The 18,479-nt window shown below is 59.9% G+C and carries 20 protein-coding genes; 7 read left to right on the forward strand and 13 right to left on the reverse strand.

Annotation, left to right across the window (positions count from 1 at the left end):
* Positions 1-140: 140 nt before the first annotated feature.
* From AC07N8_RS07170 to AC07N8_RS07180, 3 genes are all read right to left on the reverse strand, one after another.
* Positions 141-308 (reverse strand): DUF2474 domain-containing protein, encoded by a 168-nt coding sequence (locus AC07N8_RS07170; RefSeq protein ID WP_123433487.1) that lies wholly within the window; start codon positions 306-308, stop codon positions 141-143.
* 70 nt (positions 309-378) lie between these two features.
* Positions 379-1,386 (reverse strand): cytochrome d ubiquinol oxidase subunit II, encoded by a 1,008-nt coding sequence (gene cydB / locus AC07N8_RS07175; RefSeq protein ID WP_109786316.1) that lies wholly within the window; start codon positions 1,384-1,386, stop codon positions 379-381.
* 3 nt (positions 1,387-1,389) lie between these two features.
* Positions 1,390-2,826, reverse strand: a complete 1,437-nt coding sequence (locus AC07N8_RS07180) for a cytochrome ubiquinol oxidase subunit I (RefSeq protein WP_493142790.1) — start codon at positions 2,824-2,826, stop codon at positions 1,390-1,392.
* Between the two features lie 481 nt (positions 2,827-3,307).
* Here AC07N8_RS07180 and AC07N8_RS07185 point away from each other — a divergent pair, with 481 nt between their 5' ends.
* Positions 3,308-4,546, forward strand: a complete 1,239-nt coding sequence (locus AC07N8_RS07185) for an MFS transporter (RefSeq protein WP_123433484.1) — start codon at positions 3,308-3,310, stop codon at positions 4,544-4,546.
* Between the two features lie 7 nt (positions 4,547-4,553).
* On the opposite strand, the gene AC07N8_RS07190 is transcribed toward AC07N8_RS07185, so the two are convergent.
* Both AC07N8_RS07190 and AC07N8_RS07195 read right to left on the reverse strand, forming a co-directional pair.
* A complete protein-coding gene (locus AC07N8_RS07190) occupies positions 4,554-5,105 on the reverse strand; it encodes a DJ-1 family glyoxalase III (protein ID WP_483842994.1) in 552 nt (183 codons plus the stop codon).
* Between the two features lie 80 nt (positions 5,106-5,185).
* Complete coding sequence (locus AC07N8_RS07195) at positions 5,186-5,632, reverse strand: DUF4879 domain-containing protein (RefSeq protein WP_483842995.1); 447 nt, start codon at positions 5,630-5,632, stop codon at positions 5,186-5,188.
* Between the two features lie 223 nt (positions 5,633-5,855).
* Between AC07N8_RS07195 and AC07N8_RS07200 the strand changes: the two genes are divergently transcribed.
* A complete protein-coding gene (locus AC07N8_RS07200; protein WP_483842996.1) occupies positions 5,856-7,151 on the forward strand; it encodes an NCS2 family permease in 1,296 nt (431 codons plus the stop codon).
* On the forward strand, positions 7,148-8,227 hold the full coding sequence (gene trmA / locus AC07N8_RS07205) for a tRNA (uridine(54)-C5)-methyltransferase TrmA (RefSeq protein WP_483842997.1): 1,080 nt from the start codon (positions 7,148-7,150) through the stop codon (positions 8,225-8,227). Before AC07N8_RS07200 ends, trmA begins: the two co-directional genes overlap by 4 nt.
* A 54-nt stretch (positions 8,228-8,281) precedes the next feature.
* Here the strand turns inward: trmA and AC07N8_RS07210 are convergent, their stop codons facing one another.
* From AC07N8_RS07210 to AC07N8_RS07220, 3 genes are all read right to left on the reverse strand, one after another.
* Complete coding sequence (locus AC07N8_RS07210) at positions 8,282-8,728, reverse strand: DUF2442 domain-containing protein (protein ID WP_493142793.1); 447 nt, start codon at positions 8,726-8,728, stop codon at positions 8,282-8,284.
* Complete coding sequence (locus AC07N8_RS07215) at positions 8,725-9,153, reverse strand: DUF4160 domain-containing protein (RefSeq protein WP_493142795.1); 429 nt, start codon at positions 9,151-9,153, stop codon at positions 8,725-8,727. The genes AC07N8_RS07210 and AC07N8_RS07215 overlap by 4 nt, the downstream gene beginning before the upstream one ends.
* 213 nt (positions 9,154-9,366) lie before the next feature.
* Positions 9,367-9,570 carry a tautomerase family protein gene (locus AC07N8_RS07220; protein ID WP_493142797.1) on the reverse strand — a complete coding sequence of 68 codons (204 nt, stop codon included), beginning with the start codon at positions 9,568-9,570 and terminating at the stop codon, positions 9,367-9,369.
* A 116-nt stretch (positions 9,571-9,686) separates the two neighbouring features.
* Between AC07N8_RS07220 and AC07N8_RS07225 the strand changes: the two genes are divergently transcribed.
* The 3 genes from AC07N8_RS07225 (at position 9,687) to AC07N8_RS07235 (ending at position 12,040) form a co-directional block, all read left to right on the forward strand.
* On the forward strand, positions 9,687-10,598 hold the full coding sequence (locus tag AC07N8_RS07225; protein ID WP_493142799.1) for a LysR family transcriptional regulator: 912 nt from the start codon (positions 9,687-9,689) through the stop codon (positions 10,596-10,598).
* A 141-nt stretch (positions 10,599-10,739) separates the two neighbouring features.
* Complete coding sequence (gene aroQ, locus AC07N8_RS07230) at positions 10,740-11,180, forward strand: type II 3-dehydroquinate dehydratase (RefSeq protein ID WP_483843001.1); 441 nt, start codon at positions 10,740-10,742, stop codon at positions 11,178-11,180.
* Positions 11,181-11,185: 5 nt separating this feature from the next.
* Positions 11,186-12,040, forward strand: coding sequence for a shikimate dehydrogenase (locus AC07N8_RS07235; RefSeq protein WP_483843002.1), 855 nt, complete (start codon positions 11,186-11,188; stop codon positions 12,038-12,040).
* A 48-nt stretch (positions 12,041-12,088) separates the two neighbouring features.
* On the opposite strand, the gene AC07N8_RS07240 is transcribed toward AC07N8_RS07235, so the two are convergent.
* Together AC07N8_RS07240 and quiC are read right to left on the reverse strand one after the other, a co-directional pair.
* Positions 12,089-12,766: a TetR/AcrR family transcriptional regulator gene (locus AC07N8_RS07240; RefSeq protein WP_483843003.1), complete on the reverse strand. Its 678-nt coding sequence runs from the start codon at positions 12,764-12,766 to the stop codon at positions 12,089-12,091.
* Between the two features lie 102 nt (positions 12,767-12,868).
* Positions 12,869-14,770, reverse strand: a complete 1,902-nt coding sequence (gene quiC, locus AC07N8_RS07245) for a 3-dehydroshikimate dehydratase QuiC (RefSeq protein ID WP_493142801.1) — start codon at positions 14,768-14,770, stop codon at positions 12,869-12,871.
* A 319-nt stretch (positions 14,771-15,089) separates the two neighbouring features.
* Between quiC and AC07N8_RS07250 the strand changes: the two genes are divergently transcribed.
* Entirely contained in the window at positions 15,090-16,391 is a 1,302-nt protein-coding gene (locus tag AC07N8_RS07250) for an MFS transporter (protein ID WP_483843005.1), read from the forward strand.
* A gap of 49 nt (positions 16,392-16,440) precedes the next feature.
* Here the strand turns inward: AC07N8_RS07250 and AC07N8_RS07255 are convergent, their stop codons facing one another.
* The 3 genes from AC07N8_RS07255 to AC07N8_RS07265 form a co-directional block, all read right to left on the reverse strand.
* Complete coding sequence (locus tag AC07N8_RS07255; protein ID WP_493142803.1) at positions 16,441-17,319, reverse strand: DMT family transporter; 879 nt, start codon at positions 17,317-17,319, stop codon at positions 16,441-16,443.
* Positions 17,320-17,442: 123 nt separating this feature from the next.
* Positions 17,443-18,219: an IclR family transcriptional regulator gene (locus AC07N8_RS07260; protein WP_493142805.1), complete on the reverse strand. Its 777-nt coding sequence runs from the start codon at positions 18,217-18,219 to the stop codon at positions 17,443-17,445.
* 45 nt (positions 18,220-18,264) lie between these two features.
* Entirely contained in the window at positions 18,265-18,453 is a 189-nt protein-coding gene (locus AC07N8_RS07265) for a hypothetical protein (protein WP_483843008.1), read from the reverse strand.
* Positions 18,454-18,479: the final 26 nt, after the last annotated feature.

Genomic DNA, 18,479 nt, shown 5'->3' on the forward strand with positions numbered 1-18,479 from the left:
TGGCGTACGGTTACCGGGATAGCGAATTCTTTTTCATGAAGATCAAGAGCGTCTTTCCCGGTAATCCGTGAAGAACCAAAAAAAACCCTCCGCGCGGGAGGGTTGTGAATCCGTGCCTCCAAGGCAACGGGATGAGATCTTCAGTGTGTGGTCAGGCCTGCCGCATTCATGAACATGCGCATCAGGCTGGCCACGATAAACAGGGCGCCGACGCTACCGGCCCAGATCAGGGCCAGCCATCCAAGCCGCTGCAACAGCGGTTTTTTTTCGGCTTCTTCAATGTCGTGCAGGGAATGTTTACCGGTCATTGCATCGATCCTCAGGTAGATCGATGGCGCCTGTCAGGACGCCATCGCGAGCACGCTCGCTCCCACAGTGTCAGTGATAACCGTCTTCGTGGGTGACCTTGCCGCGGAACACGTAGTAGCTCCAGAAGGTGTAGCCCAGGATGAACGGGATGATGAATAACGTGCCCACCAGCATGAAGCCCTGGCTTTGCGGAGGTGCGGCGGCGTCCCAGATCGAGATCGACGGTGGCACGATGTTCGGCCACAGGCTGATGCCCAAACCGCTGTAGCCGAGGAAGATCAGCACCAGCGTCAACAGGAACGGCGTGTAGTGCGCATTGCGAGCGACGGCGCGGATCAAGCCATACATGGTCACCAGCACCAGAATCGGCACTGGCATGAACCAGAACAGATTGGGCAGGGTGAACCAGCGGGCGGCGATTTCAGCGTGGGCCAAAGGCGTCCAGATACTGACGATACCGATCACCGCCAACACCACGAAGGCCAGCGGCCGTGCCAGGTCGTGCATCTGCTCTTGTAGCTTGCCCTCGGTCTTCATGATCAGCCACGTGCAACCCAGCAGCGCATAAGCCACCACCAGCGCCACACCGCAGAACAGGGTGAATGGGGTCAGCCAGTCCAGCGAACCACCGGCAAACTGTCGATTGACCACCGGCAATCCATCAATGAAGGCACCCAACGCCACGCCCTGGAAGAAGGTCGCGGTGACGGAGCCGCCGATAAATGCCTTGTCCCAGAGGTGGCGCTTGTCGTCGCGGGCCTTGAAGCGAAACTCAAAAGCCACGCCGCGGAAGATCAGCCCGATCAGCATCAGGATCAGCGGCAGGTACAACGCCGAAAGCACCACCGAATAGGCCAGCGGGAAGGCGCCAAACAACGCAGCGCCGCCCAGTACCAGCCAGGTTTCGTTACCGTCCCAGACCGGGGCGACGGTGTTCATCATCACATCACGGTCGGTCTTGCCCGGGATGAACGGGAAGAGAATCCCGATCCCCAGGTCGAAGCCGTCCATGACCACGTACATCATGATGCCGAAGATGATGATCACGGCCCAGATCAGCGGAAGATCAATACCCATGACTCAAATCTCCTTGGTCAGGCTGTGGTCACTGTCGGCACCATCATCGTCAGCGGCGGACAGCGGACGGGCCGGTGTGCGTTTCTTGCCAGGCCCACCATCGTTGGTTTCCTTGCCTTCGTCGATCTTCGGCCCTTTGCGCACCAGGCGCATCATGTAGCCCAGGCCCGCACCGAATAGCGCGAAATACACCACCACAAACAGAATCAACGTGATGCTCATCTGCATGAAACTATGGTTGGAGGAAGCATCCGCCGTGCGCATCAGTCCGTAGACCACCCACGGCTGACGGCCGATTTCGGTGGTAAACCAACCCGCGAGGATCGCGATCAGGCCCGACGGCCCCATCCACAACGCCAGGTAAAGGAACGGTCGCGAGGTATAGAGCCTGTCGCGCTTGCGCAGCCACAGGCTCCACAACCCGGTGAAGATCATCAGGAAACCCAGGCCGACCATGATCCGGAACGACCAGAACACGATGGTCGAATTGGGCCGGTCTTCAGGCGGGAATTCCTTGAGCGCCGGGACTTGCTTGTCCAGCGAGTGGGTGAGAATCAGGCTGCCCAGATACGGAATCTCGACGGCAAATCTGGTCTTCTCGGCTTTCATGTCCGGCCAGCCGAACAGGATCAACGGGGTCGGTTCGTCGCCGATGTTTTCCCAGTGACCTTCGATTGCGGCAATTTTCGCCGGCTGATGCTTGAGCGTGTTGAGGCCGTGGAAGTCACCAATGACGGCTTGAATCGGCGCCACGATCAAGGCCATCCACATGGCCATCGACAGCATGGTGCGGATCGCCGGGTTGTCCTTGCCGCGCAGCAAGTGCCAGGCCGCCGAAGAGCCGACGAAGAACGCGGTGGCGACGAACGCCGCCGTCGCCATATGCATCAGGCGGTACGGGAATGAAGGGTTGAAGATCACCGCCAGCCAGTCGGTGGGAATCACCTGACCGTTAACGATTTCGAAACCCTGGGGCGTTTGCATCCAGCTGTTGGACGCCAGGATCCAGAAGGTCGAGATCAGCGTGCCGATGGCCACCATGACTGTGGCGAAGAAGTGCAGCTTGCGCCCGACCTTGTTCCAGCCAAACAGCATGACGCCAAGGAAACCGGCTTCGAGGAAGAACGCGGTCAGCACCTCGTAGGTCAGCAACGGCCCGGTTACCGATCCGGCGAAGTCCGAAAAACGGCTCCAGTTGGTGCCGAACTGATATGCCATCACCAACCCGGAGACCACCCCCATGCCGAAGTTGACGGCAAAGATCTTCGACCAGAAGTGATACAGGTCGCGGTAGGTGTCGTTATGGGTTTTCAGCCACAGACCTTCGAGTACCGCCAGGTAACTCGCCAGGCCAATGGTGATGGCCGGGAACAGAATGTGAAAAGAGATGGTAAACGCGAACTGCATTCGGGCGAGATCAAGTGCCTCTAAACCGAACATAAGTCTTCCTCTGTCAGGTAATACGGCTGCTGGCTGGAAGCCTGCACCCAACGGCCCCACGGGTATGGAGTGCGGCGAATTCGAATTCGTTCTTTTTATTGAAAGCCTCACAACGCAGGGAGTCTGGCCTGGTGGCCGCCGGATCAATTCCTTAGGGGTTTTGATCTGGATCAATCAACGTTGAAAGAGTAGTCCCATTTCCGGGGATGAACCGCGTGGTCTTTTGCCGCGTGACAAGTTGCCTCATGGCCTTTGACATGCGTCGCAACATTTCCCCTGTGGGAGCGAGCCTGCTCGCAAAGTGGTGTGTCAGACACAGGGGTATCGATTGATACGACGCCATCGCGAGCAGGCTCATTCCTACAGGGGGAATTGGGTGTTTTTGCGATCGGTGTCTAGCTAAGTATATTTTCGGCGCCTGCAACTTCTGGTTACAGGTTGGTGATAACCTCGCCCTTCCCTCTCCCAGATTTCCCCGCAGATGCCCAGCCAAGAGCCCTTGCTGTTACGTCATCACCGTCCTTTCATCGCGTTCTGGCTGGCTCGGGTGTTCACCGCCAGTGGTTTTCAGATGCTCACCGTGGCCATTGGCTGGAACCTGTACCAGCTGACCGGCAACGTGCTCGATCTGGGCCTGGTGGGATTGGTGGAATTTGCCCCGCGCGTGCTGTTCATGCTGCACACCGGGCACGTCGCGGACCGTTATGACCGGCGCAAGGTCGCGGCGATCTGCCAGTCGCTGCAAGCGTTGATCGCCCTGTCACTGGCCATTGGCAGTGCCACCGATCACGTCACGCGGGAAATGATCTTCATCCTCGCGTTCCTGCTCGGCGCCGCGCGCTCCTTCGAAATGCCCACCACTCAGGCCCTGCTGCCGAGCATCGTGCCCAGTGCGCTGTTTCCCCGCGCGGTGGCCGCCGCCCAATCGGCGCAGCAGTCAGCCACCATCGTCGCCCCGGCGCTCGGCGGTTTGCTCTACGCCTTCGGCAGCGTCTGGGTGTATGGCCCGACCGTGATCCTCTACATCATTGCCTGCGGGTTGATGCTCAACCTGCCGGCCCGGCAGACGCCGCTGAACAAGGGGAAGGCAACGCTGGATTCGCTGCTGGCGGGCATTCGCTTCATTCGCAGTCGCCCGGACATTCTCGGGGCGATCTCGCTGGACCTGTTTGCGGTCTTGCTCGGTGGCGCGACGGCGCTGCTGCCGGTGTTTGCCAAAGACATCCTGCTGACCGGCCCGTGGGGGCTGGGCCTGCTGCGTTCTGCGCCGGCCGTCGGCGCGCTGTTGATGTCGCTGTTCCTGGCGCGGTTCGCGGTTGAACGCAACGTCGGACGGGTGATGTTCACCGCCGTCGGTGTGTTCGGCGTCGCCACAATCGCCTTCGGGCTGTCGACCTCGTTCTGGTTCTCGCTGGCGGTGTTGGTGGTACTGGGCGCGGCCGACATGATCAGCATGGTGATCCGCGCCTCGTTCGTACAACTGGAAACCCCGGACGAAATGCGCGGCCGGGTCAGCGCCGTGAACGGCCTGTTCATCGGCGCTTCAAACCAGTTGGGCGAATTCGAATCCGGCCTGACCGCCCACTGGTTCGGCACCGTGCCAGCGGTGGTCATGGGCGGGATCGGCACGCTGGTGGTCACCGGGGCCTGGGTGAAGCTGTTCCCGACGTTGGCCAATCGCGACCGCATGCATGTGCCGGTGGAGGAAGTGAAGGTCTGACCGGCTTTTAAGCCAGCAACTCCCCCGCCACCGCCAGGCGCGTGGCTTTGCCGCAGAGTTGTTCCACCAGTGTCAGGGCAAATGCCAAAGCCGCCCCGGAACCCTGGGCGGTCACGCAGTTGCCGTCGACCACCACTGGTTGGTCGACAAAGTTGCAGCCCAACAGCTGATGACTGGCCGAGGGCAGGCACGTCATGCGCCGCTGACGCAACAGACCAAACTGTTGCAGCGCAACCGCCGGCGCTTCGGCGATGCCCGCGAACAAGCGTCCGGCGGCGGCTTGATCCTTCATGAGTTGTTGCAGGGGCTGATGGGCCGCCAGGTGTTGCGCGCCGACTGCGCCGCCCGGCAAGGCGATCAGGTCGAACGGCTGGGCCAGCAAATCAACGAGCATGGCATCGGCCGTGAGCCGGGTGCCACGGGCGCAGGTGAGCATGCGCCGCCCCTCGATGCTGGCCACCACCACTTCAACGTTGGCGCGGCGCAACACATCGACCAGGGTCACTGTTTGCAGGTCATCGATGCCCTCGGCGAGGGTAATCAAAGCTCTAAAGGTCATGGGTGCGATCCACAGGATGATCTTTAAAGCGTAGTCAGCTTTCCTGACGCTTGTTCGAGTGCAGCCGTTACTTGCTGCCGTTATTTGATATAGAGCTGCGTCGACATCGTGTTGCCCGGCGGGTTGATCGAGGTGTCGCTGAAGGTGAAGTTGCCGCTCTGCTTGCCGTCCAGGTCCAGGACATACAGATAGCCGACGGTTTTTCTCCCGACGGTACACTCCGTCAGATTACCGGTATCAAATGCACAAACCGGCGTGCGGGTGCCGTTCACTTCGAACCCGTCCAATGCGACATACGCCTGACGGCCATAGCCGACCTCCAGCACGTAGACCTTGATGTGCGGTCCGCTGTGGTCGCAGCGCGTCTGGTCCTGCCCCTCGGCGATGTCTTCAAAACCGCAACCGGGCGATTCGACCTTGAGCACTTTCAGCTGGCTCAACGCTGGCGCCATCGCCGCCGAGGCGTTCTGCGCGCCCAACAGCAAGGCAACCACGACGCCAATAGCAGCGATCCCACGCGTTTTCATGCAATACATAACTACCCCCAAAACCAGCGCGCAGTATGGCTCACTTCGCTTGACGGCAAAACATCGACGACGATCGCAGCCATAAGCAGCCATAACCCCACGCTGCTGGTATGATGCGCGGCTTTTTCCGGCCCACAGTAATTTCCCAGGCGCGTTCAGCGGTCTGTGCTTTGCTGTTGAGGTCGATACATTCACGGCGCCGGGCGCGCCACGGGGAGCAGACATGCTGGAAAGGCTGTTTCAACTCAAGGCACACAACACCAACGTGCGGACCGAGATTCTGGCGGGCGTCACGACTTTCTTGGCCATGGCCTACATTCTGTTCGTCAACCCGAGCATCCTCGGCGAGACCGGCATGGACAAGGGCGCGGTGTTCGTCGCCACCTGTCTGGCCGCGGCAATTGGCTCCACGATCATGGGCCTGATCGCCAACTACCCGATTGCGCTCGCGCCGGGCATGGGCTTGAACGCCTTCTTCACCTACACCGTGGTCCTGCACATGGGCCACACCTGGCAAGTGGCGCTGGGTGCGGTGTTTATCTCGGCAGTGTGCTTCTTCCTGCTGTCGATCTTCCGCATCCGTGAATGGATCATCAACAGCATCCCGCTGCCGCTGCGCTCGGCGATTGCCGCCGGTATCGGCTTGTTCCTGGCGCTGATCGCCCTGCACAACGCCGGTATCGTGGTCAGCAACCCGGCGACCATGGTCGGCCTAGGTGACCTGAAACAACCGGCCCCGATCCTCGCGACCCTCGGTTTTGCCCTGATCGTTGCCCTCGAAGCCCTGGCCGTACGCGGTGCCGTGCTGATCGGCATTCTGGTGGTGACCATCATTTCCATCGTGATGGGCTTCACCCCGTTCGGCGGCGTGATGTCGATGCCACCATCGCTGGCCCCGACCTTCATGCAACTGGACATCAAAGGCGCCCTGGACATCGGTCTGGTCAGCGTGATTTTCGCCTTCCTGTTTGTCGACCTGTTCGACAACTCCGGCACCCTGATCGGCGTCGCCAAGCGCGCCGGCCTGATGGGCAAGGACGGCCACATGCCGAAAATGGGCCGCGCCCTGATCGCCGACAGCACCGCGGCCATGGCCGGTTCGCTGCTGGGCACCTCGACCACCACCAGCTACATCGAATCCGCAGCTGGCGTGAGTGCGGGCGGCCGCACCGGCCTGACCGCCGTCGTGGTGGCGATCCTGTTCCTGCTGGCGCTGTTCTTCTCGCCACTGGCGGCTAGCGTTCCTGCATTTGCCACGGCACCGGCCCTGCTGTTCGTCGCCGTACTGATGACCTCCGGCCTGGCCGAAATAGACTGGGACGACATCACCGTTGCCGCACCGGTGGTGATCACCGCGCTGGCGATGCCGTTCACTTATTCGATCGCCAATGGCATCGCCTTCGGTTTCATTTCCTGGACCGCCATCAAGCTGATGTCCGGTCGTGGCCGTGAGCTGAATCCGGCGCTGGTGATTCTGTCGATCCTGTTCGTGATCAAGTTGGGTTGGTTCAACGCATGACTTTTGATTCCCAGGCCTACGCCGTTCAGCTCGAAGAAAAGGTCACGCGCCTGCGTGACCTGCTGGCCCCGTTCGATGCGCCAGAACCGGCGGTGTTCGACTCTCCGCTGAAGAACTTCCGCCTGCGCGCCGAATTCCGCCTGTGGCGTGAAGGCGGGGAGCGGCACTACGCGATGTTTTCCCAGGAAGACAAACGCACGCCGATCCTGATCGAAGAATTTCCGATTGCCAGTCTGCGCATCAACGAACTGATGCCGCAGCTCAAGGCGGCATGGAAAGCCAGTGCCGCCCTGAGCCACAAACTGTTCCAGGTGGAGTTCCTGACCACCCTGGCCGGCGATGCGATGATTACCCTGTGCTATCACCGCCCGCTGGACGAACACTGGCATGCAGCCGCGTCGAAACTGGCTGCCGACCTGAACGTCAGCATCATCGGTCGCTCGAAAGGCAAACGCGAAGTGATCGGTCACGATTACGTGGTCGAGCAGCTTGAAGTCGGCGGTCGCACCTTCAGCTATCGCCAGCCGGAAGGCGCGTTCACCCAGCCCAACGGCACCGTGAACCAGAAGATGCTGAACTGGGCTTACGACGCCCTGGGTGATCGCCCGGACGATTTGCTCGAGCTGTACTGCGGCAACGGCAACTTCACCCTGCCACTTGGGACTCGCGTACGCAAAGTGCTGGCCACCGAAATCAGCAAGACCTCGGTCAATGCAGCGCTGAGCAACCTCAGCGAAAACGCCGTAGATAATGTCACCCTGGTGCGGCTGTCCGCCGAAGAGCTGACCGAAGCGCTGAACGAAGTCCGCCCGTTCCGTCGTCTGCACGGCATCGACCTCAAGAGCTACGAGTTCGGTAGCGTGTTCGTCGACCCGCCCCGCGCCGGCATGGACCCGGACACCTGCGAGCTGACCCGCCGCTTCGACAACATCCTCTACATTTCCTGCAACCCGGAAACGCTGGCGGCGAACATCGCCCAGTTGCACGACACACATCGCATCACTCAGTGCGCGATGTTTGACCAGTTCCCGTGGACGCATCACATGGAATCCGGGGTGTTGTTGACCCGTCGTTGATGGCTGGTGCCAATACAAACGAGCCGTCATGACGACGGCTTTTTTGTGGGCGAATCAAAGTGCCGTGTCGACCTTGCGCGGGCGCCCGCCCTTTTTGCCATTGGCCCGCGCAGCCTCGGCCTTGGCGACACTGCTCTGGCGCCCATTGCGCGAGGCGATAACGGATGAGGCCATGTCCATCAATGGCTTGCTCGCGGAAATCAAACCGGCGATAGACACCTGCAAATCACTGCCTTCATGGCAGAGCGCGGTTCCCGAAAAGCCCACTTTCAAGTCGGCGAAATCCTCATTGTCAAACCCATCAAACTCCGGGTAATTTTTCGCCGGCAGGAGCACGCCACTGCCGTCCTCGAAGCTGATGACCAGGCAATGCCCGGTCCACGCCACGGCTCTCGCATTCAAACCGCTGCGACGGCTCAACTCGCCTCGCTGAATGGCCTGTTCCAGCGTTTCTTCGGTGACGGGGCGATCCGCCTGAATGCTCGCTTGTATGGTTTTCATAATTCGATTTCCACTCCCTCGGCAGCCCCCGTCAGGGACAACAGCGTTTTGTTTACGTCGGGCTCGTAACTGGCCGAGCCAATCAAATAAGTGGTGCTGGCGATTCGTTTCATCACGACCACTTCATTGCCCTCCCAATCCCACAACTGATTATCGAGACAGGCGGTGCGCAATTTGCTCCACCAGATGCCGCGTGCTCGCCGTAAATGCACCGGTTGCCGCAGCGCCTGGCGCAATCCCTCGAGTACAGCTGAAGGGGGGCGCTGTGAATGAGGAACGACATCCCAGAGCTCCACGCCGTTGTGCCAGAAACTGAACTTGAAGCGTGCGCTCCACGCCTGTGCATCGACATGGACATGCGGCGGGCAATGTTCATCGCGCAACATGATGACCAATGAAAAGCCCTTGTAGCGACATACGTTCATGCTAACCCATCCGTTAGGTTATAGAGTGCAAAGATTCTCCATTCCTTGAAGAACCCGATAATTGGCGGTTGATCTGTTTGATGATCGACTGGTTTCAGCCTAGCGCTTGAACGTTTTTTGACTCGCCCATGACGGCGCCAAAATAGTAAGCAATCCTTTCACTGCGCCCACAAAAAAGCCGCCACGAGGGCGGCTGTATTGATCTGTAATCCATCAATCTGCGGGCTTCAGGTGCTCGGTAACGGTCAGGCCCGCATGTCCCCAGTTATCCTTGTCCACTTCCTCGATCACGATGTGGGTCAACTCTGGAGGTTTGCCGAGGACACGTTGCAACGTCTCGGTGATTTCGGCGATGACCTGGGCTTTCTGCTCTCGGGTAACACCGTCACGGGTAATACGCACGCTGACGAAAGGCATGATGCTGCTCCTGTCCGGTTATGAAAAAAGACGCCGCGCCAGTAAAGCACTGCCACGGTGATTTCATCTACAGTGACGCCATTGCGTCCCTCATTTGATCCCCGGTGTAATCAATCATGCAGCGTGTCTTTGATGATCTTCAGCTGGGCAGTATCGAGTTGTTTTGCCTCGCCGCCGAGGCCGGCAGCTTTACGGCCGCCGCACTGGTGGCGGGCGTGACGCCAGCCGCGGTCAGCCGCTCGGTATCTCGCATGGAAGAGCGCCTGGGCGTGCGGCTGTTTGCGCGCACCACCCGCAGCGTCAAGTTGACCGACAGCGGGCGCCGTTACTACGAAGAGTGTCGTCAGGCACTGGCGCAGCTGGTCGAGGCTCAGCGCGAGGTCATGGGCCAGCAGCAGCAACCGTCCGGCACCTTGCGCATCAGCATTCCCACGACTTATGCACACCACCGGATCTTGCCGTTGCTGCCGACGTTTCGGGCGCGCTTTCCTGACGTGAAGGTCGAGTCGCACATCAGCAATCGCAACATCGATTTCGTCGGCGAAGGCTATGACATGGCGATTCGCGTGCGGGCCATTCCGGACTCAGGCCTGATCGCCCGACACCTGGAGGACGCCGCGCTGGTGATGATTGCCAGTCCTGATTACCTCAAGCGCGCAGGCGTCCCGCAAACACTCGACGATCTCGCACAACACGAATGCATCCAGTACGAACTGCCCAGCAGCGGCCGGCGGATCGCCTGGCTGTTCAATGACAATGGCGCACCGCGGGAGATTCTCGCCGAGGGTAGTTTCAGTTGCTCTGACGATGTGCTCGGTGGCGTGACCTTGGCAAAACACGGGGCGGGGCTGTTTCAGACGTATCGGTTTATCGTCGAAAACGAATTGGCCAATGGCTCGCTGGTAGAAGTGTTGAAGCCTTACAGCGGCCGCTCGCGACCGTTCACGTTGCTGTATCCGCAAAGCCGCCATGTGCCCCTGAGGTTGCGCGCTTTTATCGACTTTCTGGTTGAGCACCTGCCTCGCTAAACAGCGAAGCCGTCCGATCACCGCACACAAATCCCCTTCGGGACGTCTCTTCAATTGACCAAACTAACCAGCTAGTACAATTTATCTCCACAGGCTGAAACCTACAGCCGATTCCAAAAATAATAAGTGGAGAGACCCTCGATGCCCCCTATCGTTCTGGTGCTCAACGGCCCGAACCTGAACCTGCTCGGCACCCGCGAACCGGCGACTTACGGCCACGAAACCCTGGCAGACATCTCGGCGCTGTGCGCACGTGCCGCTGAAGAATTCGGCCTGGCCGTGGAGTTTCGCCAGACCAACCACGAAGGCGAATTGCTCGACTGGATTCACGCCGCTCGCGGTCGCTGCGCAGGGATTGTGATTAACCCCGCCGCATGGACTCACACCTCGGTGGCGATTCGTGACGCCCTCGTCGCCAGCGAACTGCCCGTGATCGAAGTCCACCTGTCGAACGTCCATGCTCGCGAGCCTTTCCGGCATCACTCGTTTGTCTCGGCCATCGCCACTGCCGTGCTGGCTGGTTTCGGCAGCCATGGTTATCGCCTGGCGCTGGAACATTTCAGTCTGAAATTGAAGGGGTGAACACGATGACTCAGCACCACAGCGTATTGGCCGGGCTGATCGGCGCCGGAATTCAAGCCTCCCGCACACCGGCGCTGCACGAGCATGAAGGCGAAGCGCAGGGCATGCGCTACCTCTATCGCCTGATCGACCTGGATCAGCTGAAGCTCGACAGCAGCGCCCTGCCCGACTTGCTGATGGCCGCCGAACGAATGAACTTCACCGGGCTGAACATCACCTTCCCGTGCAAGCAGGCGATCATCCCGCTGCTCGACGAACTGTCGCCGGAAGCCCGCGGCATCGGCGCGGTGAACACGGTGGTGTTGAAGGACGGTAAACGCATCGGCCATAACACCGACTGCCTGGGTTTTGCCGAAGGGTTTCGCCGTGGCTTGAAGGACGCTGCCCGAGCGCGCGTCGTGCAAATGGGAGCCGGCGGCGCAGGCGCGGCAGTGGCCCACGCGCTGTTGAGCGAAGGCGTACAACTGCTGAGCATTTTTGACGTGGAGATCAGCCGCGCGCAGGCGTTGGCAGACAATCTCAATCAACATTTCGGTGTTGGCCGTGCAGTGGCCGGGCATGATCTGCAAAGCACAATGGCCCAAGCGGACGGGTTGGTGAACACCACGCCCATGGGCATGAAAAAACTGCCGGGCATGCCGGTGCCGGTCGAGTTGCTTCGCGCAGCCTTGTGGGTGGCGGAGATCGTTTACTTCCCGCTGGAAACCGAACTGCTGCGCAACGCCCGCGCGCTCGGTTGCCGCACGCTGGATGGCGGCAACATGGCGGTGTTTCAGGCGGTGAAGGCGTTTGAATTGTTCAGCGGCGTGGTGCCGGATGCGCAGCGAATGCTCGCGCACTTTCAGAGCATGAACGACTGAGGGGATGCGGTGAGGGGCTGCAGTGAGGCGAAAGCCCCTCACCTGATATCAGGCCTGCAAGTAACGCAACACCGACTCGCAAATCATCGCCCGATGGCGCTGCTTGATGGCTTCGTCCGGCAAGTCGATCTGGAAGATCTCACCGAAGGTATGACGGTTCGACACGCGATAAAAGCAGAACGAACTGATCAGCAGATGCACATCCAGCGGCACTAGCCCTGCGCGGAACAGCCCCTCTTCGGCACCACGACGCAGAATCTCGCCCAGTGCATCGAGGATCGTATTGTTCATCGCCTTGATCGCATCGGAGCGCTTCACGTATTCGGCGTTGTGAATGTTCTCGATGCTGACGATGCGCACGAAATCGACGTTGTGATCATGGTGATCGAAGGTGAATTCCACCAGACGCCGAATCGCCTCCACCGGCGCCAGCTCGGTCAGGTGCAAGCGGTTTTCCGTGTTGCGAATGTCGCCGTAGAGCTTTTCCAGCACCTCGACATAGAGCTGTTCCTTACTGCCGAAGTAGTAATAGATCATGCGTTTGGAGGTGTGGATACGCTCGGCGATTGCATCGACGCGAGCACCGGAAAGCCCCTGTTGGACGAATTCGACAATCGCCTCTTGAAGGATGTTCTCGCGGGTCTTTTCCGGGTTGTTTTTACGGCTCTTGCGGGGCTCGGCGATCGGTTCGACGGGCACTGCGGAGCGTTCTGAAGTCATTGTCATTGCGGGCTCACGGCCATCACTGCACAAGCTGGCGATTATGGGCCGCTGCGCACAGTGAAGGAAGCCGCGTGGCAGCGGTTTGTCCCGGTGTTTACGATTTTCCTACAACTTGGCCTGACGAATGGCACCGCTGCGGGATTTGGCCATCGCCGCCAGTCGAACCGCGACGTTGGCCGCGCCGTAACCGGCATAGCCGTTTTTGCGCTGAATGATTTCAAAGAAGAACCGCCCTTCGAACGGCTCGGTGTACACGTGAAACAGTTCGCCGCCCTGGGCATCTCGGTCGTACAGCACGTTGAAATACGCCAGTTCGCTGAGGAACTCATCGTCGAAGTCGAACCGCGCGGCGAGGTCATCGTAGTAATTGAGCGGGATGTCCAGCAACGGCACGCCCGCCTCTTTCGCACGGCTGACTTGCGCAAAGATGTCATCGCAATCAAACGCGATGTGATGCACACCGGAGCCGCGATAACTCGACAGCGCGTGTGAGATTGCGGTGTTGCGGTTCTCGGAAATGTTCAACGGCAAGCGAATCGAACTGTCGCGGCTGCGCAGCGCACGGCTTTTAACCAGGCCATACGGGTCAGGCAGGACCACTTCGTCGTCGGCTTCAAAATCCAGCAGGCTCTTGTAGAACAGCACCCAACTGTCGAGGCTGTCGGCAGGCAATGCCATGGCCATGTGGTCGATACGCTTGAGCCCGCCACTGGCAACGGCGGCCGGGTACAGGTTGAAGTCGGTGCCGTAGACATCGGCCTCCTGATCCACTAGATAGATCAGGCTACCGTCCGGTGCGCGCACAGCTGCCAATTCCAGTTCATTGGGGCCGACCAGCCCACGATACGGCTGGCCTTTGTAAGCCACGGCTCGGGCCAGCGCGCTGCTGCTGTCCTTGACCCGCACGGCGGTGGCGCACAGCGAGGGGCCATGCGCTTCAAAAAAACTGTGGGCAAACGAGTAAGGCTCGGAATTGAGGATCAGGTTGATATCACCCTGACGCAGCAGGCTCACGCTCTTGGACCGATGCTGCCCGGCCTTGACGAAACCCAGCCGTTCCAGCCAATGGGAGAGCTTGGCGCCGAGGCTTTCATCCACCGCAAACTCGAGAAACTCGATGCCGTTGTATTCGCTGGCGGTGGGTGTCTCGAACAGGATGTCGAGGTTGGGTGCCGGTTGAGCTTCCTGCGCCAGGCGTTGGCGGGTTTTCTCTTCCAGGTACAGCAACGAACGCAAACCGTCGGCGGCGTTGGCCCGTGGCGGCGCAGCGCGGAAACCGTCGTTGAAGATTTCCAGCGACAGCGGGCCGGTGTAGCCACTCTTGATGATCGGCGCGAGGAAACCCGCTAGATCAAATTCTCCCTGGCCGGGGAAGCAGCGGAAATGCCGGCTCCACTCCAGCACGTCCATGGCGAGGATCGGTGCGTCGGCCATTTGCACGAAGAAGATCTTGTCGCCCGGAATCTCGGCGATGGCGCTTGGATCGCCCTTGAGCGACAGCGTGTGAAAGCTATCGAGCAAGACACCGAGGCTCGGGTGATCGGCCTGGCGGACGATGTTCCACACCTGTTGATAAGTGTTCACATGCCGGCCCCAGGCCAGCGCTTCATAACCGATTCGCAGCCCGCGCACGCCGGCACGTTCGGCGAGCAGGCGCAGGTCGTCGACGAGGATTTGTTCATCGCCGATGGAATCGGCAGAAGCATTGCTGCACACCAGCACCAGGTCCGTGCCCAGTTCCTGCATCAAGTCGAACTTGCGCTCAGCGCGTTCCAGATTGCGCGGCAGTCGGTCACGGCGACATCCCTCGAAATCCCGAAAGGGTTGAAACAGCGTGATCGCGATCCCGAGATCGGCGCACATCTGTTTGATTTCCCGTGGGCTACCGTCGTAGTAGAGAAGGTCGTTCTCGAAAATCTCCACCCCGTCAAAACCGGCGGCGGCAATGGCTTCGAGTTTTTCCGGCAGGGTACCGCTCAAGGACACGGTGGCAATGGAACGCTGCATGTTTCGACTCCCGGTGGTGGAGACAGTCTTGTTATCGATATCGCACGCTTTATGTCTGCGTTTAACGTGGGGAGAATTATTGGCTGGACGAACTCGTACAGCAATTTAAAGTGTACTACCCGGTTAGTTTTGTGTTCGATTATCGAACACAATGGCCATTGGTGAATTGACGATTTTTTGTCCACTGCGCAACATCGACTCCACATTGAGACCGGTCATGCACCGTCGGGCTCGGTTACCAAAGACCCAGAACACCACATAAAAATAATCGGTGGACTACATGACTCCTTCTCAAAGTTCTCCCGTGGAGCACGCCTCCATGACGCCTGCCAGCAGCGGCATCGGCGACAAGATCCGCGGCGCCATGGCCGTCGGCAAAACCCGTTGGGGCATGCTGGCGCTGGTGTTTTTCGCGACGACCCTGAACTACATCGACCGCGCCGCCCTCGGCGTCATGCAGCCCATCCTCGCCAAGGAAATGAGCTGGACGGCGATGGACTACGCCAACATCAACTTCTGGTTCCAGGTCGGCTACGCCATCGGTTTCGTGCTGCAGGGCCGGTTGATCGACCGGGTCGGCGTCAAGCGCGTGTTCTTCTGCGCGGTGCTGCTCTGGAGCATTGCCACCGGCGCTCACGGCCTGGCCACTTCCGCCGTCGGCTTCATGGTCTGCCGCTTCATCCTTGGCTTGACCGAAGCCGCCAACTACCCGGCCTGCGTGAAGACCACGCGTCTGTGGTTCCCGGCCGGCGAACGCGCCGTGGCCACCGGCATCTTCAACGCCGGGACCAACGTCGGTGCGATGTTCACCCCGATGTTGCTGCCGCTGATCCTCCACGTATGGGGCTGGCAGGCCGCGTTCCTGTGCATGTCGGCACTGGGCGGGATCTGGTTGCTGTTCTGGGGTTTGAAATACTTCAACCCGGAAGATCATCCGAGCGTCAAACAATCGGAACTGGACTACATCCAGAAAGAAGTCGAACCGGAACAAGCTCGCGTGCCGTTCTCGAAAATCCTGCGCATGCGTGGCACCTGGGCCTTCGCCCTCGCCTACTCGATGACCGCGCCGGTGTTCTGGTTCTACCTGTACTGGCTGCCGCCGTTCCTCAATCAGCAATACAACCTGGGGATCAACGTGACCCAGATGGGGATTCCGCTGATCATCATTTACCTGACCGCCGACTTCGGCAGCGTCGGTGGCGGGATCCTCTCCTCGTTCCTGATCGGTCGCGGGATGAATCCGATCAAGGCGCGGCTGATGTCGATGTTCCTGTTCGCCTGCTGCATCGTCGGCGTGATCATGGCGGCGGGTTCGAGCAGCCTGTGGGTCGCGGTATTTGCAATCTCCCTGGCTATCGGCGCGCACCAGGCCTGGACCGCGAACATCTGGAGCCTGGTCATGGACTACACGCCTAAACACATGATGAGCACGGTGTTCGGTTTTGGCGGCATGTGCGCAGCCATCGGCGGGATGTTCATGACGCAGTTGGTCGGCCACATCCTGACCGTCACCAACAACAACTACACCGTGCTGTTCACCCTGATTCCAGCGATGTACTTCATTGCCCTGACCTGGATGTACTTCATGGCACCGCGCAAGATTCCTGCCGTCACCGAGTAAGTTTCCGTCCCCCGGCAGGCCTGATTCCAGGCCTGCCTTTTTGTTTGTCCTACCGGCGACTCTGTTGCCACGCCGCTGCCAACCCACTGCAGCAAATCACCGCGATCCCGACCACAGTGGTCAGGGTCGGCGTGTGGGCAAACAGCAGCCAGCCCAGCAGACCGGCAAACACAATCTGGCAATAACCGAACGGCGCCAGCAACGCCGGCGCGGCGTAGCGAAACGCCTGGGTCAGAAACAAGTGAGCCGTCATCCCGCACGCCCCCAGCGCCACCATCATCAGTCCATGCCCAAGGCTCGGGACTTGCCAGAAGAACGGCACCAGCGCGCTCATCACCAGGGTGTTGCACAGGCCGGCGAAGAAGTTGCTGGTGGTCGGGCTGTCGATGTTGCTGAGCTTGCGGGTGAGCAATTGATAGAAGCAGAAAAACAGCGCCGAGCAGAGCGGCAGCAGCACTGCTGGTGTGAACAGATCGCCGCCCGGGTGGACGATGATCAACACGCCGGTAAATCCACAGATCACCGCGATCCATTGGCCGCGGGTGACGTGTTCCTTCAGCAACGGCACCGACAGCGCCGTGACCAGCACCGGCGCAAGAAAGTTGACCGCCGTGGCTTCGGCCAACGGGATGTATTGCAAACCGGTGGTGAAAAACAGACTGGTGCCCAACAGGCACAACGCCCGCATCAGTTGCAGCCATGGCCGTTTGGTTCGCAGCACACGCAAACCGGATTGCGGCAGGAAAATCCCCGCCATCAACAAGGTGTGAACCACATAACGTGCCCAGACCACCATGACGATCGGATAAAAACCGGAGAGGTATTTGGACAGGGCGTCGTGACTGGAGAAGAGGAAGGTGGCGACGACGATCAGCAAAATCCCTTTGAAGGGCTGGTTTACGCCGGAGAGCGGAGTGCTGACGGTCATGGGGTTCCCTTGTGCCTGGCGAATTCCAATAATTTAGAACCTGGTTCCAGATTCCTATACAAGCATAGGCCGAAAGTGTTCGAACATCGCACGGTTTCACTGTGGATGGGTGGTGTGTTCGAATCAGCTGAACAACTCTGAAGCAAGGCTCGCCGCCGACAACTCTTCGGTATATCGCATCAACAGCGGCGCCAACTCATGCAACCGCGCGCCCGGCATACGCGCACTGGGCCCGGCGATGCTCAGCACCCCCATCACCCGCCCCTCGCTTGGGTGCCGCACCACGGCAGCAATCGCCGAGGTGCCCACCGCCGAACTCTCTTCAACCCAGGCATAACCCTGCTCGCGCGCCAGACGCATGCGCTCCAGCAATTCAATATTGGAACGCGGCGCATTCGGTCCCAGGTCTTTGGGGCGCTCACCGCCCTGGCGTTCTACCAGCGACAACGCCTCGGCATCGCTCATGCACGCCAGCCATGCATGGCCCGATGCGGTGTAGAACAACGGCGCATCGCGGCCCATGTCCGGGTCGTAACGCAGGCCGGACCGGGCACCTTGGGACTTGGCGATCCAGATCTGCCGCTCGCCTTCAATGACGCCCAGGCGCACCAGTTCGCCGGTCTCCTGCGCGAGGCGATCCAGCACTGGCTGTACGATATCGGCGCCGCTGCCCGAGAGATAACGAAACCCCATCGCCACCAGTTTGGTGGTCAGGTGATAGCGCAGGTTCTCTGTATTCTGTCGCACATAGCCCAGCCGGATCAGCTCGGCGAGCAAGCGATGGGTCGCGCTTTTCGGGATCTCCAGTTGTTCCGCCAGCGTCTGCATCGGCAGACCACGCGGGTCACTGGTAAGGCTTTCCAGCACACTGAAAACACGTTCGATCTGACTGCCGGCCATAGGAGGTTCCACACACAATTTGCCTGATTCTAGAAGACGAACCCGTTAATGCGAAATCTGGAACTCGACGAACGACAGGCTCATTCGATAAAAACCCGGCGCCTGACGGAATTCGATGAGGAGTCCACGTTCATACAAGTCTGGAATACTGCTGGCGAACGCCGGCGATTGCCGGGAATAGCCGAAACCCGGACGACCGGACTGGCGCCGCTCCCCCACACCAGCAACACTCATCCCCACGGACAATCAGAGGATTCCCA

This window comes from Pseudomonas sp. GW821-FHT10C09, from assembly GCF_059415465.1.